Source organism: Micromonospora sp. RTBAU3-60, assembly GCF_054963695.1.
Window position 1 is genome coordinate 1 of record NZ_JBUEGB010000099.1, and the last position, 17,176, is coordinate 17,176.

General features: G+C 69.2%; 14 protein-coding genes. 9 read left to right on the forward strand and 5 right to left on the reverse strand.

Annotated elements, in window-relative coordinates; genetic code table 11:
• Positions 1 to 646 (forward strand): DNA glycosylase AlkZ-like family protein (locus ACY34I_RS37675; protein ID WP_462759948.1); only part of this gene is annotated, 646 nt, incomplete at its 5' end.
• Here ACY34I_RS37675 and ACY34I_RS37680 read toward each other — a convergent pair.
• Positions 636 to 1,370: a DUF1963 domain-containing protein gene (locus ACY34I_RS37680; RefSeq protein ID WP_462759949.1), complete on the reverse strand. Its 735-nt coding sequence runs from the start codon at positions 1,368 to 1,370 to the stop codon at positions 636 to 638. The two genes, ACY34I_RS37675 and ACY34I_RS37680, sit on opposite strands and share 11 nt — an antisense overlap.
• Before the next feature lie 375 nt (positions 1,371 to 1,745).
• Between ACY34I_RS37680 and ACY34I_RS37685 the strand changes: the two genes are divergently transcribed.
• Together ACY34I_RS37685 and ACY34I_RS37690 are read left to right on the forward strand one after the other, a co-directional pair.
• On the forward strand, positions 1,746 to 2,477 hold the full coding sequence (locus ACY34I_RS37685) for an ALF repeat-containing protein (RefSeq protein WP_462759951.1): 732 nt from the start codon (positions 1,746 to 1,748) through the stop codon (positions 2,475 to 2,477).
• Between the two features lie 176 nt (positions 2,478 to 2,653).
• On the forward strand, positions 2,654 to 3,646 hold the full coding sequence (locus tag ACY34I_RS37690; RefSeq protein ID WP_462759952.1) for a helix-turn-helix domain-containing protein: 993 nt from the start codon (positions 2,654 to 2,656) through the stop codon (positions 3,644 to 3,646).
• On the opposite strand, the gene ACY34I_RS37695 is transcribed toward ACY34I_RS37690, so the two are convergent.
• Entirely contained in the window at positions 3,599 to 5,980 is a 2,382-nt protein-coding gene (locus tag ACY34I_RS37695; RefSeq protein WP_462759953.1) for a PA domain-containing protein, read from the reverse strand. The genes ACY34I_RS37690 and ACY34I_RS37695 overlap by 48 nt on opposite strands.
• A 148-nt stretch (positions 5,981 to 6,128) precedes the next feature.
• Positions 6,129 to 6,611 (reverse strand): MarR family winged helix-turn-helix transcriptional regulator, encoded by a 483-nt coding sequence (locus ACY34I_RS37700; protein ID WP_462759954.1) that lies wholly within the window; start codon positions 6,609 to 6,611, stop codon positions 6,129 to 6,131.
• 70 nt (positions 6,612 to 6,681) lie between these two features.
• Here ACY34I_RS37700 and ACY34I_RS37705 point away from each other — a divergent pair, with 70 nt between their 5' ends.
• Positions 6,682 to 7,449, forward strand: coding sequence for an SDR family NAD(P)-dependent oxidoreductase (locus ACY34I_RS37705; RefSeq protein WP_462759955.1), 768 nt, complete (start codon positions 6,682 to 6,684; stop codon positions 7,447 to 7,449).
• The gene (locus tag ACY34I_RS37710; RefSeq protein WP_462759956.1) at positions 7,446 to 8,153 is read left to right on the forward strand and encodes a hypothetical protein; all 708 of its coding nucleotides are present in this window, start codon (positions 7,446 to 7,448) and stop codon (positions 8,151 to 8,153) included. Before ACY34I_RS37705 ends, ACY34I_RS37710 begins: the two co-directional genes overlap by 4 nt.
• 91 nt (positions 8,154 to 8,244) lie before the next feature.
• On the opposite strand, the gene ACY34I_RS37715 is transcribed toward ACY34I_RS37710, so the two are convergent.
• Positions 8,245 to 9,084: an alpha/beta hydrolase gene (locus ACY34I_RS37715; protein WP_462759957.1), complete on the reverse strand. Its 840-nt coding sequence runs from the start codon at positions 9,082 to 9,084 to the stop codon at positions 8,245 to 8,247.
• A gap of 197 nt (positions 9,085 to 9,281) precedes the next feature.
• Entirely contained in the window at positions 9,282 to 13,520 is a 4,239-nt protein-coding gene (locus ACY34I_RS37720) for a carboxypeptidase regulatory-like domain-containing protein (protein ID WP_462759958.1), read from the reverse strand.
• Between the two features lie 556 nt (positions 13,521 to 14,076).
• Between ACY34I_RS37720 and ACY34I_RS37725 the strand changes: the two genes are divergently transcribed.
• From ACY34I_RS37725 to ACY34I_RS37740, 4 genes are all read left to right on the forward strand, one after another.
• Positions 14,077 to 14,604 carry a winged helix-turn-helix domain-containing protein gene (locus ACY34I_RS37725; protein ID WP_462759959.1) on the forward strand — a complete coding sequence of 176 codons (528 nt, stop codon included), beginning with the start codon at positions 14,077 to 14,079 and terminating at the stop codon, positions 14,602 to 14,604.
• 379 nt (positions 14,605 to 14,983) lie between these two features.
• Complete coding sequence (locus ACY34I_RS37730; RefSeq protein ID WP_462759960.1) at positions 14,984 to 15,373, forward strand: beta propeller repeat protein; 390 nt, start codon at positions 14,984 to 14,986, stop codon at positions 15,371 to 15,373.
• A 263-nt stretch (positions 15,374 to 15,636) separates the two neighbouring features.
• On the forward strand, positions 15,637 to 17,022 hold the full coding sequence (locus tag ACY34I_RS37735; protein WP_462759961.1) for a WD40/YVTN/BNR-like repeat-containing protein: 1,386 nt from the start codon (positions 15,637 to 15,639) through the stop codon (positions 17,020 to 17,022).
• Between the two features lie 42 nt (positions 17,023 to 17,064).
• Positions 17,065 to 17,176 (forward strand): helix-turn-helix domain-containing protein (locus ACY34I_RS37740; protein WP_462759962.1); only part of this gene is annotated, 112 nt, incomplete at its 3' end.

Sequence of the window (17,176 nt, forward strand, 5' to 3'; positions counted from 1 at the left end):
TCAGCCTGCCAAACGCGGCGTGACCGATGCAGCCAGCACCGAGCGCGATCTGCAAGCTCGGCCCTTCAGGGCCGAGAAGCTGACAACGGCCCTCACCGGTCTGGACCGTGCGGCCGTGGCGGAGTCCGGCCGGGCGCTGCTCGGCACACGGCACCTCACCCCCAAGGAGTTCGGGGCGGCGCTGCACCAGCGGTGGCCCGATCGCGAGCCCCGCGCGCTCGCCACCGTAGTGCGCAACCTCGTGCCGCTGGTGCAGGTGCCGCCACGCGCCATCTGGGGCGCCAGCGGCACCACCCGGTACGCGACGGCCGCCGGCTGGACCGGAGCCGAGCCCGCCCCCGCCGCCGACTCCGAACACATCGTGCTGCGCTACCTCGCCGCGTTCGGCCCGGCCTCGGTCACCGACGTGCAGACATGGGCCGGCCGAACCCGGCTGCGTCCCGTCCTGGAGAGGCTGCGGCCGCAACTGGCGGTCTTCCACGACGAGCACGGGGTGGAACTGTTCGACCTCCCGGATGCGCCACGCCCCGGCGCCGACGCCCACGCGCCGGACCGCTTCCTGCCCGAATACGACAACCTGCTGGCCTCCCACACCGACCGCACCCGCGTGATCTCGGAGGAGGCCCCAAACCGCGTCAGCCGTTGAAGTCAGTCATCAGCCAGATCCGGTCGAAGGCGCGCTCGGCCAGATCCGCATGCTTGATCATGAAGTTGACTACAATCAGCGTCTCGCCGAACGCGTCACCCACCTGCCCCTCGTCCAGCCAGACGGTGGCTAGCACGGTGTGCTCGTTTGCGTTGAGGATGGGGTTGTCCGCGCCGCCGGTGCTGGCGCCGCCGTAACCGCCGAGAGAAAACTCGTAATCGTTGTCCTCGAGGTCCCACATCACCTCTCCGATCACTTCCTCGACCTCGTCGTCCAAGCGAAGGTCGAACGGCACCTCGTGCTCGTTCTCCGGAAGGCTCCAGCCGGCACGAGCGTGCAGCAGAATCGGACCGAAGACCGGCACCCCGGGGTTCGGGTGCTCGGTTACCGGAGTGCCGGCCGGCACATGAACGATCCGGCAGTCGTTGGGCGTGAAGTCCGGCTCGACGAAGAACAGCAGCGACCCGTCGGCCGGCAGGTCAAGGTCGTGCCCGTGCGAGGGGATCGCGGCGAGGTCGAGCGTTAACACGAGACACTGCCCGGGAGGCCACTCCTCGCCCTCCGGCAACGCCGCGAGACCGCCGAACCGACCGGCCACAGGCAGGCCGTCGCCCTCCGGGACCAGCTCCGTCTGTGGTCGGGCTAGCCGCACCCAGCGCTCGATCTCGTCCACCGGCACGCCCTTTTCCCGGGCTGCGCCCCGAAACTCCTGTCGTACATCCATGGCCGGGCATGGTGCCTGAAGGATCCGACAAACATCAAAAGGCCCGTTCGCGGCAGGCGCCGAGGCGCAGGCCACCAGGCGGAACGGTGAAGTGAGACCGGTCAAGCTGCCGTCGGGGACGTTGCGCAGCTGGTCGACAAGCTGGAACCGCGCGACAAGTCGACGTACTACGAAACACGGCCTAGCAGCGGAAACGCCTCTCGACACCTCACACCACTGCCTCACTGTCCGCCGGCCTCTTGCGGACTGGATGCGGACCGCTGACCCCCCTGATCCGTAGCCCCGACGCGAGGCCGGTCACGGATGGGGCAACGACTTGGCGTGAGCGACGGGTAATATCTCCACGTTTTGCCTGCAGCGGGGAGGAAAATCCACATGCGATGGAAGCTACGGGCCGGCGTCCTAATGGCGCTGGCCTTCCTGGTTCCGGCGGCGCCGGCGATGGCTCAAACGGAACCGCCCGTGCTGAACGAGGCCTGCCAAACGGTCGAGCGCAAGGTGTACAAGGATATCCGCGAGCTCGTCACCATCGACCTGGACACCGCCACCAATGTAGAGGTGCGCTTGTTGGCCAACCAGATCCTGGCCGCGGCGAAGGCCGACTCGTTGCCCGTCCTGCCTGACGCCATTCAGGAGCGCCTGGACGGCACCGCGGATGATCTGCGCGCATTCCTCAAGGCGGACGTGCAGAACGCTTGGTCAACGGCTCTGCGGGTCACGGTGGTCCGGACGTTGACGGGCGCTGGTGCCAACGTGAAGGCGGCCGCGCAGAAGGCGCTTGATGAGGGGACCGTCGATGCCTACCTGGCTTACCTGAACAACGGCCTGTACGCCGCACGTGCGCTCGACTGCGCGTCTCAGCCCGCACCGACAGCAACGTCTGAGCCCACGCCCACACCGAGCGCCACGCCCAGCGCCACGACGACCATTGCACCGGCTCCTGCTTCCTCCGCCAGCCTGGGCGCCCCCGGCGGCGGTGAGGGCGGTGGGCTGCCCGTCACCGGTGACGACACCGCGACCGTGGCCGGCATCGGCGGTGCGCTTCTGCTCCTCGGCGGCGCTGGCTACCTGATCGGACGCCGACGCCGTTCCCGCTTCGTGGCATAGCCCGCTCGACGCGCCCAGCTCGATGCTTCGTCGGGCTGGGCGCTGTCTCGTCCGGGCTGTCTCGCTGGCGCGTGGGCTGATCGCGATCCGGGTCATCGCCCCGGTCGCACGTAGAACTCGTCACCGGCGGACGGGTGCCTGGGTGGCCGTCCGCCGACCGGGGGCAAGATGGGCGGATGCTCGAGCCGATCGGTGTCCGCCCCGAGGACGAGTCGGTCTACCGCGAACTCCTGTCCCGCCCCGAGGCGTCCCAGCGCGACCTCGCCGCGGCGCTGAGCCGTGGCATGGCCGAGGTGGGCAGCTCGCTGACCAGACTCGAGGAGTTGGGCCTGGTGCACCGGCTGCCCGGCCAGCCCGCCAGGATGCGCGCGGCGCGACCCGACGTCGCCGTCGACGCGCTGGTCGACCGACGCCGCGAGGAGTTGGCGCGCACACAGCTCGCCGCGCGCACGCTGCTCGCCGAGATGCCCGCCGAGGAGCGGTACCGCCCGGAGGAGATCGTCGAGGTGCTGGTCGGCCGCGCAGCGATCGCTGCCCGGTTCGAGCAACTGCTCAGCACCACCCGGCACGAGCTCATGGTGATCGATCGTCCGCCGTACGTCGCCGATCCCCGGCGGTCGGACAACTCGGTCCGCCGGCTCCTGCGCGCGAAGGTGCGGGTGCGCGGCATCTACGCCCCAGAGGCGCTGGAGCTGCCGGGCGCGCTCGAGGAGGTCCAGGACGCAGCCGGCGTGGGTGAGCAATCCCGGGTGCACACCGGCCTCCCGATGAAGCTGGCGATCGGCGACCGCCGGCTGGCGATCCTGCCGGTCGGCGCGCAGAGCGCCGATGCGGCGGTCTGCATCCGACCGTCCACCCTCCTCGACGCCCTGGTCCAGCTCTTCGAGCTGCTCTGGGCGCAGGCGACGCCGATCGTCGCCCCGGCACAGGACGGCGGGTTCAGCGATCACCAGCTCGCCGCGCTGCTCGCCTCAGGCGCGAAGGACGACGTGGTCGCCCGCCGGCTGGGCACCAGCACCCGTACGCTCAGCCGCCGGATCGCCGAGCTGATGGACCACCTGCACGTCCGCACGCGCTTCCAGGCGGGCGTGCAGGCGGTCCGGCTCGGTTGGCTCGACAGCTCAGTGCACGACGGCGAAGGCCCGGACGATCGTCTGGTCGACCGCTGAGCCGCCGGTGTCCTCCGCGTGTAGCCGCAGCGACACCAGGCCGCTGCCCGCCGGCAGTTCGACGCGCCAGCCGTCCGTACCGCGGGTGACGGTCGCCGGCTGCCAGGTTGCACCGTCGTTGTACGAGGCGTCGATGCTCGGCTCGCCGGCCGGCGTGGCCGGTACGCCGTCAGGGCGCCGCAGCCGCAGGTCGAACGCCACCTGGCCCTGGCGGTCGGCCCGGACCTGGTTGTGCAGGTCGACGCCGACGTCGTAGTCCGGCAGCAGCAGCGGCTGGGTCTCCGTTGCACCCTCGGCGGTCGTCGTTGACGGGAAGCTCCAGGCGGTGTCGGTGTGTGTCGACAGCTCGTTCCAGGCCTGCGGGTTGTCCGCGGTGAACGAGATCGAGACACGAGACTCGCCGGCCGGAAGCCGGACCGTGCCGGAGGGGAGGTTGTCCGTCTCCCCGACCAGGGCGCCGTCGGCCCTGATCTCGAGGTGGGTGCGCACCCCACTCGGGTGGGTGTACTCCGTTCCGTGGTTTCCGTCCGCGTCGGTGAAGCCGTCGACGGCCACCCGCAGTTGATCACCGGAGCGCTGGACGGGCCGAGCGGGATTCGGGGCCGCCGTGATCGGCGCCCGGCCGAAGGGCAGCTGGTCCTGTTCGCGGTCCGCGTACGCCTGGCGCCCCGGCATGCTCAGGCTCATCGCCAGCACCGGCGCCTTGGGAAACATCGCGTTGTAGGGGGACTCCGGAGCGAACACCGCGTGGCTCCACTCCGTGTCGGGGTCAGGGATGCGGTACTCGGTGCGCGTACGCGGCCCGCCCTGGAAGGGGAACACCGTCGAGACGACGAACGAGTTGCCAGGCTGCCACGGGTACGCCGCCTCGGAGAACGTCGAGGGAAGCGTCGGCTGCCCGTACACCTGACGCACCTGCGTGGTGAGCTGCTGGGGGAGGGCGACGTAAGTGGGGTCCTCCGGGATCCGTTCCTTCTCCTTCAGGTAGAGGTCGTACACATAGGGGCTGGCCGGCTCTCCCTCGACGGTCACCATGGCCCCCTTAGGGAGGCGGGCGAGCGCGAGACCCTCGGCCTCGTTCAGCCGGATCGTCGGCACCTGCAGCTTGACCCCGGTGCCGCCCGGGTCGCTGATGTCACCGGGGCCGTCGTTGCGGATCACGACCACGCCCGCACCGTGCGCGGCGGCATTGTTGGACTGTTCCGCGATCGACATGTCGGGGGAGCGCGCGACCAGCGCCAGCGCCCCGTGCAGTTGCTGGCCGGCGAGATCGGCCGCCGCGGCGTGGCCGACGTCCACCACGGGGAGGCGGGACCGGCCGTTGACGACCGGGAAGTCCGAAGGGACGTCGGAGAACCAAATCCGGTCGACGTACTCGGGGTGCAGGGTCGGCGCGGTCGGCGCAGACAGGGTGATGTCGGGCGCCTCCAGCCGGACCCGGGTGCGCGCCTGGAACGTCCCAATGGACACCTGCGGCGTCGGCTGCAGATAGAAGTGCTGGTCGAGGAGGTATGCCGGGCGCATGTCCAGGTGGACTGCGGACCCGTCCGCGGCCGTGCGGTCGTAGCCGATGAGCATGGCGCCCTGCGGCGGCACCTTGGTGCTGCGCCCCGGGGTCCTGATCGTGAGCTGCCGGGCGTCGCGGGCGTCGAACGCGAAGGTCCGTTCACCGCTCACCGTCGTCTCCGGCTCACCCACGAGCGAGATGTTCTGGACCGTGCGGCTGCTTCCGATGGCCGGCTTCTCGGCGGGCAGCGTGGTGACGAACGCCATCACCGAGTACTCGCCGGGCGGCACGAGCACGCAGGTGGTCCGGGCGAAGGTGGCCCCGGAGCACTCGTTGCCCGGAGCCGGGTCGGTGGCCATCTGCCGGGTCCACGCCGCGCCGTGCTCAAGGTCGAACACCGTGATGTAGGCCTGGGCGGCCTGGCCGTCCCGACCCACTGCGGAGAAGTGCAGCGGCACGGTGTCGGCAGCGCTGGCGTCCAGAAGGGCGGCGTGGCCCTCGATCACGGTCGGCGTGCTGGCGACATCGGTCGTCTGGACGGTCGTGCCTGTCTTGGTCGTCGCGACGACGAGGCCCGGAGTCACACCGTCGGCGTCGGGCAGCGCGGCGAGCGAGGTGGCGCCGGTGTCTCCGAGCGGCGTCAGGGCGACCTCGGCTCCGCCGCCCACGGAGACAACCCGCCCGGCCGGCGCCGGGGCGAGGCCGTCAGCGGAGGTCGCCGCGTTCGCCGCGGACCACGGCGCCGCGGTGAGTAGGCCGACCACGACGGCGAGCGAGGTGAAGGAGGCAGCGCTCGCCCGGTGCCGGGCCGAAAGTGGCATGGTCATGGGACTCCCATTGATCAGAGATGCGTCCCCCTTTCATAGTCGAGCCGGACCGGCGGCGGACAGCATGACCGGTGGCGACTACTGGAAATGGCGACCGCCCGCCATCGGGCTGGCCCGGCTCGACCTGACCGGTGGCTTGAGGTGTTCGTCATCGTGGGGTGCTCAGGTTTCGGTATCCGGGGTGCACGTGCCGAACGAGTCCCTGCTGGTCGGCGATCCGCTGCAGCAGGCTGGCGAGTTGGGATCGCTCGTCGGTGCTGAGGGCGGCGCAGAGGTCGTCTTCGTGGGCGGTGGCGATGGACCGCATCCGCATCAGCACCTGCTCGCCAGCGGTGGTGAGGTGCAGCGCGTGGTGCCGGCGGTCGGTCGCGCTGGGCCGCCGCTCGACCAGCCCTTTGCGTTCGAGGTTGTCCACGAGCGCGACGACCCGACTCGGTACGACACCGAGGTCCGTGGCGATTGACCGCTGGCTTCGCCCGGGCTGGCTGGCGATCATGCGCAGCAGCCCGACGTCGGGCGGTGTCAACCCGAGTTCTTTCACCCGTTGGGCGAAGCGCTCGGCTGCGTGTGCGCCGAGCTGAGCCAGCAGGAACGCGGCTCCGCTGGGGCCGGCTTGCCGTCGTGAGGTCACCCAGATATGTTACACAGAAGTGAACGGTTCAGTCAGCTGAACTGTTCACCTGCGAGAAGGGAGATCTGGAATGCCAGCCATCCGTTATCCCGATCTGGCCGGCAGGGTTGCGCTCGTCACGGGCGGTTCACGCGGCATCGGCGCGGCAACCTGCCGCGCGTTGGCGGCCAACGGTGTGCGGGTCGCCGTCAACGGCCGGGACGAGGCGGCGCTCGCCGGCGTCGTGGCCGGCATCGCCGCCGACGGCGGCGAGGCCATCGCCGTGCCCGGTGACGTGACCGACGCCACCACGGTGCGCCGTATCCGTGAGGAGGTGGAGGACGCCTTCGGTCCGGTCGACATCCTCGCCACCATCGCCGGCGGGCAGGGCCGGCCCGTGCCTACCGTCGACCTTGACGCCGAGCGGTGGCGCGCGACGCTGGAGTCGGAGCTGACCTCGACGTTCCTTGCCGTGCACGAGGTGCTGCCCGGCATGGTGCGCCGCCGACGCGGCGCGATCATCACCATGGCCTCCAGCGCTGGACGCCAACCAAGCCAGGCCAACGCCGCGTACGCGGCCGCGAAAGCCGGCGTCGTCATGTTCACCCGACACCTGGCCAACGAGGTCGGTCAGCATGCCGTCCGGGTCAACTGCCTGGCCCCGTCCGCTGTCCGCAACGACCGTATGGAGCAAGCAATGAGCGCTCAGCAGCTCGACGAACTGGCCCGACACTTCCCGCTAGGACGCATCGGCGAGCCCGACGATGTCGCCGAGGCGGTGCTGTTCCTGGCCTCCGACGCGTCGTCCTGGATCACGGGCGTCACCCTCGACCTGACCGGCGGACGGGTGATCGCGTGACTGCCACCAATGCGCCCCAGCGCCGCCGCCACCAAGCCGGGCCGCCGCTCGGCGTCCTCGCCGTCGTGTTCGCGGCCCTGTTCATCGCCAGTCTGGTCCTCGGCACCCTGCTCGCCAGCGGCAAGCCCTACCCGTCGCCGTTCGGCCCGGCAGCCGACATCCTGGCGTACTTCCGCGATCATCAGCGCGCGGTGCAGGTCAGCGGGGCGCTGCAGTTCGCCGCCGCCATCCCGCTGGCCATCTACACCGCGACCGCCTCCGCGCGTCTGCACCAGCTCGGCGTTCGGGCACCCGGTGCGACCATCGCGCTCATCGGCGGGGCTCTCTCCGCCGGATTCCTCGCCCTCTGCGGCCTGCTCGGCTGGGTCACCTCCCAACCCGAGGTACTCGACGAGCCCGCCCTCGTGCGCGCCCTGCAATTCCTCACCTTCGCCACCGGCGGCGTCGGGCACGTCGTGCCGCTGGGCCTGCTGATCGCCGGCGTGGCCGTGCCCGGACTGCTCGCCCGGCTACTGCCACGCTGGCTTGCCTGGTCAGGCCTGGCCATCGCCGCCGTCGCCGAGATCGCCACGCTGAGCCTGCTCATCGACAACGCGGCGATCCTCCTACCGATCGCCCGCTTCACCGGCCTCGCCTGGCTGATCACCGCGGGTTTCCGCCTACCCCGGCAGCGACCATCCAGAGCCGAGAACGCCAGCAACTGAACCTTGCCGGGCTATCGGAAAGGCCCGACGGCGGCCAGGTCTGGCCGCCGTCGGGCCTTTCCGCCTTATGGACCGTGCCCGCAGGCAGCCGTCACCCTGCTCCAGCGTTGTGTCGCGTGATCAACAATCGGACGTCAGCGAAGATCCGCTCGTGTGCGGCCGCCGCTTCCGGATCGGTCAGATCCATTCCCTGGATGAACCCGTGCAGCAAGCCAGGTTCGCAGCGGTAGGTCACGTCTACTCCGGCATCAGCCAGACGGCGGGCGTAGTTGGCGCCCTCGTCGCGTAGGGGGTCGTGTTCGGCGGTCACCACGAGAGCGGCCGGCAGGCCGGACAGGTCGGGGTGATGCAAAGGGCTCGCCACGCGCCGCTCGGTCGGATCAGGCACCCACTGGGCAACGAACCAACTCAGCATTTCGGTGTCCAGCCCGTAGCCGGTGCCCTTCTCAGTGACGCTGGGCTGGGACAGCAGGAGGTCGGTGTTGGGGCAGATCAGGATCTGCACGGCGGGCAGCGGATCACCTTGATCACGTAGCCGCAGACAGGCCATGGTGGCGAGGTACGCACCCGCGCTGTCCCCCGCGACGGCGGCGGGCCTGGCCCATCGGAGCACGTCGACGGCATCGTTGATCGCAGCCGGGTACGGATGCTCCGGGGCCAGTCGGTAGTCCACCGCCAGCACCTCGACATCGCATTCTTTCGAGAATCGGCGACAGGTCCTGTCGTGGGTCTCCAGATCACCGACGACCCAGCCGCCACCGTGCAGGAACACCATCAGGGGACGCGGTTGCGAGGAAGGCCGGTAGCGGCGCAACCGTAGACCCGCCGGGCCGGCCACGTCCTCGACGTGGACCAGTTCGGGTCCCCTGGGGCGCGCGCCGGCACGCTGCCGAGCGCCCGTGCGGAGTTTGCCGGCAATATCTCGCGACATGTCCGGTGATGATAAGCGCATGGTCGAGGTGACCCGCCGTGACCAGCGATGGGGGCCGGGCGACGCGGGGAGTGGTCCAGCCGGCGGGGGCCGGCCGGGTCGTTTGTGCTGGCGGACCACGAAGGTGGCCACGCCCTGCCGACGGGCCGGGCCCGCGCCGAGTGATCGGCGCGGGCCCGGCTGATCTCAGTTGTCGGTCAGCACTTGGTGGGTCGGAGGACGAAGTCGGCGGTCACCGTCTTGCCTGACTTGATGTTCGTCTTCTGGGTCTGCGGGATCCAACCGTCCCGGGCAGCGATCACCTCGATCGGGTTGGCGCCCGACGGCGCCCAGATGGCGTACTTGCCGTCGGCGTCGGCCTCCAAGGTGAACGTCCAGCCACCCTTGCCGTTGATCTGGACGGTAGTACCGCGCAGGGCGGCACTCTTGCCCTGGCAGTCGACGCCGGTGACGGTGCCGGCCACCTTGCCCCAGTCCTTGGGCGGTTGGACCACCATCGTCACGTCGATCGGCGCCACCGCGTACGGGGTGTTGGACTTGACCCCGAGCTGCGCGGTGTAGGTGCCGGGCTGACCCACGCCCGCCGCCGAGGTGGCGTCGAGCGTGACGGTCACCGTGACGCTCTGTCCGGGCTGCAGCGTCGCCGTGGTCGGGGACGCGGCCAGCCACGGCACGTCGGTGACGGTGGCGCACTGGTCGAAGCCGGGCAGCATCTCGCTGTCCGGCGTCGGGGTGAACCCGCCGGTCGATCCACCGACCTTCACGAAGCCGCACGCCGCCGCGCCCCGGTAGCGGGCAAAGTTGGCGTTCGGCAGCGCCGACCAGGAGTTGGCCTCCGGGTCGTACGCCCAGCCCTGGTTGGTGACGATGGTGGAGTTGTTGATGACACCGGTCGACAGCAGCAGCAGGCCGTTGGCGGTGTCCGCGGCCACGCCCCAGAAGTCGACCGGCAGGTCGGCCAGCTGGGTCCAGGTGTCGTTGCCCGGGTTGTAGCCGTAGGTGCTCTTCAGGGTCGTCGGCCCGTTACCGCCGGCGCAGTAGACCGTGCCGTTGATGCCGCCGCAGCCCTGCCAGGCGATGGCGACCGGGTACGGTGCGACGGTGGTGAACGAGTCGGCTCCCGGGTTGTACCGGACGACCGCGTTGGACTTGGTGCAGTTGCCGTCCGTGCACCCGCCGACCAGGTAGATCTGGCCGTCGGAAACCGCGATGCCGGGGGCTGCCCTCGGCGCCGGGTTGACCGAAGCCCGGGTCTGCCAGGCATTGGTGGCGGGGTCGTAGGCGTACACCTTGCTGGACGTGTTGCCGACCGAGTCCCAGCCGCCGAACACGTACAGCTTGCCGTCGACGAACGCCGCCGCCGGCTTCTCCAGCGCCGCCGGCAGGTCCGCGATGCGGGTCCACACGTTTGTGGCCGGGTCGTAGACGTAGCTGTTGGCGAGGTTGGCGGTGCCGTTCGTGCCGCCGACCGAGTACACCTTGCCGTCGAACGAGGCGACGGCGTTGTCCATGACCGGGATCGGGTAGTTGGCGGTGTTGACCCACGGCGGTGCGTACGGGGACGGCTCGACCGGGTCACCGGCCTTGTTGTCGCCCAGCCAGCCGATGGACGTGCCGCTGCCCTTGACCAGGTTGTTCTGCAGTGGCGCGCCGCGCGGTCCGAGGATCTCGAAGCCGCCACGCCGCTCGGACAGGTCGACGCTGGCCGGCGCGTCGCCGGTGTTGGTGATCTTCGTGGTCACCGTCGTCTTCTGACCGAGCGTCTGGGTGCCGGTCAGCGACGGCGGGGTGATGGTCAACCGGCCGGCCTTGAGCGAGAAGTCGGCTCGGGTGCTCCGGTCCGCCGCGACGTTCACGGTGGAGGTGACCGATCCGTAGTTGCTCTTCGCCGCCGTGAACGGGTGCTCACCGGTCAACGAGGAGAACATCCAGTAGAAGCCGTCGCCGAGGTTCTCGTCGTCCGGCGTCGACCCGGTGGTGGCCTTCTCGGCCGGCTTGTCCACGCTGGTCACCGTGGCGCCGTTGAGGCCGGTCGAGGTGTTGCTGTCGAGCGCCTGGCCGAGCACGAGTCCGCCGGGGACCGGGTCGCAGGCCCGGTTGACGACGGAGACGTTGTCGACCTCCCACCACCAGGCGTAGGTGGCCTGGTGGTGGAACCGGATCTTCACGTCGGCGTGCCCACCGGCCTGCGGAATCTGGACCTCCTCGAGCACCGGGCCACGGCGGCTGGTGGTGGTCCAGTTCGCGGCGATCACCCAGGTGTTACCGCCGTCGAGGCTGAACTCGACGTTGGCGAACCCGTTGAGCGCCCGGTAGTCGCTGTTGAACCGCAGCACCGGCGACGGCACGGCGGTCAGGTCCAGCGACGGGCTGATCAGGTCGGAGTCGACGGGCTTGCCGGAACCGGCCGCATCGCTGTCCACGATCGCGTACTTGCCGGTGCCGCCGGTGAGGTTGCCCCGGTTCTTCGGGTCGTTGAACACCCAGCCGCCGTTGGCGGTGCGGTTCACCACGTTCCAGCCCTCGGGGGTCGTCCCCGACTCGAACTGCTCGGTGAGCACCGGGGTGCCGTAGTTGAACTTGTAGCCGGCGGCAGTGCAGCTGTTCTCGACGGCCAGGTCGAAGTTCTTCACCTGGTCGCCGTCACCGACGGTGAGCTGCGCGGTGCCCTGCTGATACGCCGGGTACATCGCCTTGACGGTCAGCCCGTACTCGCCTGCGGGCAGGTCGACGGAGTAAGCGCCGGTGACGGGGTCGGTGAACACCGGTCCACCCGGCTTGCCGGCCACGTCGATCCGCGCGTACAACGGCCAGCCGTGCCCGGACCCGTCCTTCACCACACCGGAGATCTTGCGCGCCGGCACGGCGTCGAGGGTGAAGTTGACCGTGACCGTGCCGCCGTCGGTAACCGTGACCGTCTGGGTCTTCGGGGCGTAGCCGAACGCCGACGCGGTCACCTCGTGCTGCCCGACCGGCAGGGTCAGCTTGTAGCTGCCCTGGTCGTCGGTGACGGTGCCGCCGCCGCCGACGCGCACCGAGGCACCGGCGATCGGCGCGCCACCGGACTTGGTGACCTTGCCGGTGACCTCACCGCGCGGTCCGGCCACACAGTTCGGGAACTTCATCGCGCCGACCCGGGTCTGCCACGTGGCGGAGCTGGTCGTGGTCAGGTACTCGGAGGTGAACCAGAAGGTGCAGCCGTCGGTCGGGTCCACCGACATCGAGCTGTAGTCACCCCAGCGGGCCGCCGAGTGGGTCTGCGCTCCGGTGCCGGCGATCAGCGTGCGCTCGCTCTGCCCGAGCTGGCCCAGCGGGTCACCGGAGAGCCGGCCGGCCATCCGGATGGACGGGAACGAGTTGCTGCTCGACGCCGAGTAGCCGAAGGCGATGTTGCCGGAGACGTCGATCGCGCCGCTGGCCATCCAGCGGTGCTCGGCGTCGGGGGCGTAGGTGCCCTGCTGGTTGATCCGCCAGTTGGTGGGCGAGGTGCTCTGCAGCTCGTACCAGCGCACGCCGGCGTGGTCGGTGCCGTCAGCGTCGACCGTATGGTTGAGCACGATCGAGGCGTGGTCGCCGAAGTTCCGGTACGCGGCCCGATACATCAACCGGTCGGCGATGGCGTCCAACCGCGCCGAGGTGCCCTGCTGAGGAACACAGGCGCGGGCGTAGTTGCACATGTTCGAGTCGAACGGCGCGGTCTCCAGGAATCGGCTCGGCGCGAGGTTGTTGCCGAACGTGGAGTTCGCGGGAGTGGCCCAGTCGACCTTGAAGTCCCACATCAGCAGCCGGTCGGTGGGCGAGATGCCCCACGCGTCGTCGTCGAACATGACGAACGGGTTCGGTGCTCCGGCCGGCGGGGCGAGACCCTCCGCGTCGGACGGCAGCACGCCACCGAAGTCCGGTCCGAGGTGGAAGTACACCATCCGGGCCGCCTGGCCGGAGAGCATCTTCTCCCGCTCGAACGCCACTGCGCCGACACCGACGAACGACGGCGCGAACTCGTTGGCCGTCATGTAGTAGGCGTCCGGCCAGATCCCGTACTTCGGGTAGTCGTTCATCCGGGTCTGGTGGTAGAAGAAGTCGTACCGGAAGTACGCGCCCGTCGGGTCCGGGGTCTGGGAGATCGCCATGCACTGGTGATTGCCGGCCGTCCCGCCGGGCAGGGCGAACTGGGTGACCATCCACCGGTCGGCGGCCTCGTCGTAGAGGACGACGGGGTCGCCGTCGTTGCGGGTCTCGCACGGGCCGCCGAAGCCGGACCAGATCGCGTTGGCCGGCAGCGGGCCGAGCAGCAGGCTGCCGGTCTTGCTGTAGACGGCGTAGTGCAGGTTCACCATCTGCACGTAGTGGTTGGGCCCCACGTCGCCGTTGGTGTCCGGTGGCAGCACCCCGTCGATGTTGCCGACGCCTTCGAAGTTCGCGCTGAATTCAGGCACCTGGCTGGCGGTGAAGCCGCGCTGCACGCCGTCACTTCCGGCCTTTGCGGAAGCGTCCGCCTGCCGGTTCAGCGACTGAGCTGGCTGGGCCGCAATTTTCGAGTCTTGTCCGTTTTTGGTTTTCGGAGCGATGTCGCGCAGTTTCTGAGAAACATCGTGTTTGGCGGCTTGGCGCACTTCGGCCTTTGCCGCTGCGGGCGCGGGTGCGGCGGCTTCCGGGTCGACGGGTTGGGCGGCTGCTGGTAGTGCACCGAGGAGCAGAGCGGCGACGGCCACGACGGCGACCGGGCCCGCTCTCAGCAGTCCTCTTCGTGATTTGCGCATCAGGTGATGACCTCCTGGCTGGTGGCGGCCAAGGGTGTTTGGCCACCGAGGGTGCAGGACTGGAAACCGCAGGTAAGCGGAATCCCGCGATCATCGTCGATGGGCTTCGATCTTCACTCAAGCGCAAATGGTGGGCAGAAGAGGGGCAAAATCGGGTCAAGATTGAGCTTTAGGTTTCAACGACAAAAGTTTTGATATTGACCTGCGTTGTGCAAGTTGCTTTCCTACACCCATGAGCACTCCGGTGGGGGATTTCGACGAGCAGCCGGTCATACTCTGTGTGACCGCCAGCCGCAGCAAGCGAGCGCAAGTGGCTCGACTCATGAGTGGTCACGGTGTCGTGCTGATGTTTCCTGATCTGCAGACGGTTCGGGCGATGCTGCTCGACCAGGCGGCCGCTTCCGCCGCCCCCGAGACCGGCGTGGTGGCGCTGGGACGGCTGGTGGTCGATCAGCAGCGGCAACAGGTCAGCTGGGCCGGCCGGATCCTCCCCCTGACCCGCCTGGAACGGGACGTCCTCGCCGCACTGGCCAGCCCACCCCTGCGCGTCTGGACCTATCAGCAGCTCTACGAGCGTGTGTGGGGCGCGGACTATCTCGACGACGCGGCGGCCGTCCGGTCCACTGTCAAACGCCTGCGGGCCAAGCTCCGCGAGGCGAACGCCAGCGTTGCGGTGGAGTCCGCACGTGGCGTCGGTTACTCCCTGGTAGACGCCACCGTCCACGGTCGAATTAGCGGCGCCAGCGCTGACGCGATGTAAGCAAAATCGCCGCAACTTGCAGCCACAACGGACCACTACAGGCCCGCCAAAAACCGACGCCCGATGCCCGTGCGGGGCAGGCCGGCGAGCAGCACTACGTACGTGCACAGGACGGCCTGCGGAGAGTCCGCGATGACCGTTGCCGCGTTCGACGAGCATCGGGCGGGCGGGCGGCCGGCTGGCCGCCCGCCCAATGAACCGGGGTCAGCAGCTGGGCAGGCGGAGGCTAGCGCCAGCTCGAGTTTCACCAACCAGACGATCGCAGCGCCGGGACTGGCCGACGGCCGTCCAGCTGGATCCGAGTGACCCGGCGGTCGTCTACTACGGCGGCAACATTCTCAACCGGTCGGCCAACCGGGCGCAGGCAGGGACCTGGTCGGTGATCAGCCCGAGCCTGAGCAACCCCGAATCGGGCACCGACCCGTCGTATCCGTTCGGGGCGATCACCACGGTGGCTGCGGCCCCGTCGAGCCCGAACGTCATCTACGCCGGTACCGATGATGGCTGGCTGTGGGGCAGCAAGGACCTCTGGCGGACCTGGGCCCGTTTCACCGACCCTGACCTGCCGGATCGTTGGGTCACTCGGGTGGCCGTCGATCCGAGGGACGCGAACGTGGCGTACTCCGGGCTGCGCAACGCCGACAACGACGCCCATCCGCGATCGGGTCCCGGCCACCGGCCGGGGCCCGGTCCGCTCATGCATGCTCCTCGCATCCTACGAACGGCCTTTGCAATCGACGCCGAGAGGCGGCAATCCCGCTGCTGGTGAGCGGATGGAGTGCTCAGAGAGGTCTGGGCTGCGGCGAATCTCTGCCGCGGTCGGTGTTGCAGGGCTGCACTTTGCGCCCTCGGTCGCAGCAGTGGTCGAGGGGCAGCGGGTCACCCCGCTGACGTGGACGGCTACTAACTAGTCCACTCCTACATGTGCATCGATAGATCAACCGGACATTCCGTCACTTGATCAGTGCGGTCGATGTCCTACCCGGCCTAGCGTTTGCTGGGCTGACTAGACACGCGGAAAGGAAGTGGGGCATGACCGAATCCGCAGATCAGAGAGCGGGAAGTCCACCCGAACCATTACGCGCCCATGGGAGGCTGCGTCCCCGGCGAGCCATCGCGGCGTTCCTCGCACTACTGCTGGGCGCCACGGCGCTCGGCGCCACGGCGACCAGCCCGGCCGCCGCATCGGGCAAGAAACTCGTTGACCCCGCCCTCTACAACTCGCTGCAGTGGCGCAACATCGGCCCGACCACGGGCGGCCGATCGATCGCCGTGGCGGGCAGCACCGCCCGCCCGAACGAGTACTACTTCGGCGCCACGGGCGGCGGCCTGTATAAAACCACCGACGGCGGAACGAACTGGTCCCCAGTCACCGACGGCCAGATCACGACCTCCTCGGTCGGCGCGATCGAGGTCTGCCCGAGCAATCCCGACATCGTCTACATCGGCATGGGTGAGGTCGAGTTCCGGGGCAACGTCCTGCCTGGTGACGGCGTCTACAAGAGCACCGACGGAGGCGCCACGTGGAAGCACCTGGGACTCTCCGACGCCCACATGATCGGCCGCGTCCGGGTGGATCCGGCCAACTGTGACCGGGTGTTCGTCGCCGCGCTCGGCCACGCGTTCGGCCCCAACACCGAGCGCGGCGTGTTCCGCTCCACCGATGGTGGCAAGACCTGGCAGCGGACCCTTTACCGCGACGACCTGACCGGGGCGGTGGACCTGTCGATCGATCCGTCGAACCCGCAGGTGATGTACGCCGCCCTGTGGCACGCCTACCGCAAGCCGTGGCTGCTCAACAGTGGCGGGGAGTCGAGTGGCCTGTTCAAGTCCACCGACGGCGGCAGCACCTGGACCGAGCTGACCAGCAACCCGGGCCTGCCGGACGGTCCGCTGGGCAAAATCGGCGTGACTGTCTCCGGTGCCGACTCCAACCGGGTCTACGCCGTCATCGAGGCGGCCGACGGCGGGGTGTTCCGGTCCGACGACGCGGGTGCCACCTGGCAACTGGTCGATGACAACGCGAACCGACGCCAGCGGGCGTTCTACTACAACCGCATCTACGCCGACCCGGTGAACCGTGACCGGGTCTACGCCCTCAACACCTCCTTCTACCGCTCCGACGACGCGGGCCGCACCTGGCAGACTCCTCTGGCGCTTCACGGCGAAGGTGCCTTCCGAGTTTGCCTGGCCCAGAAGCGAGGGAGCCATCGGCCCGACTGCGGCCGCGCTGTCCTCTCGCGGTCACCACCCAGTGCGTCGTGGGGCCTGGGTTGGTGGCGGTTGCCGTGGTTACGGTCGCTTTCGGGGTCTTCCTGCCCTGTTCGGACTCGGCCTGTTCGCCTTCATCGGATTTGCGGCGTGGAAACCCGGCCGTTCAGGGCCGGGAGGAAACGCCGCCCCCTTCCCTTGGGGTGAGTGTCGTACATGGACGGTAAATTGTGAGGCGTGGGTGAGGTGGTGAAGCGGGCGTACAAGTACCGCTTCTACCCGACGCCTGAACAGGCTGAGCTGTTGAACCGGACGTTTGGGTGTGTGCGTGTGGTGTACAACCGGGCGTTGGAGGCCCGTA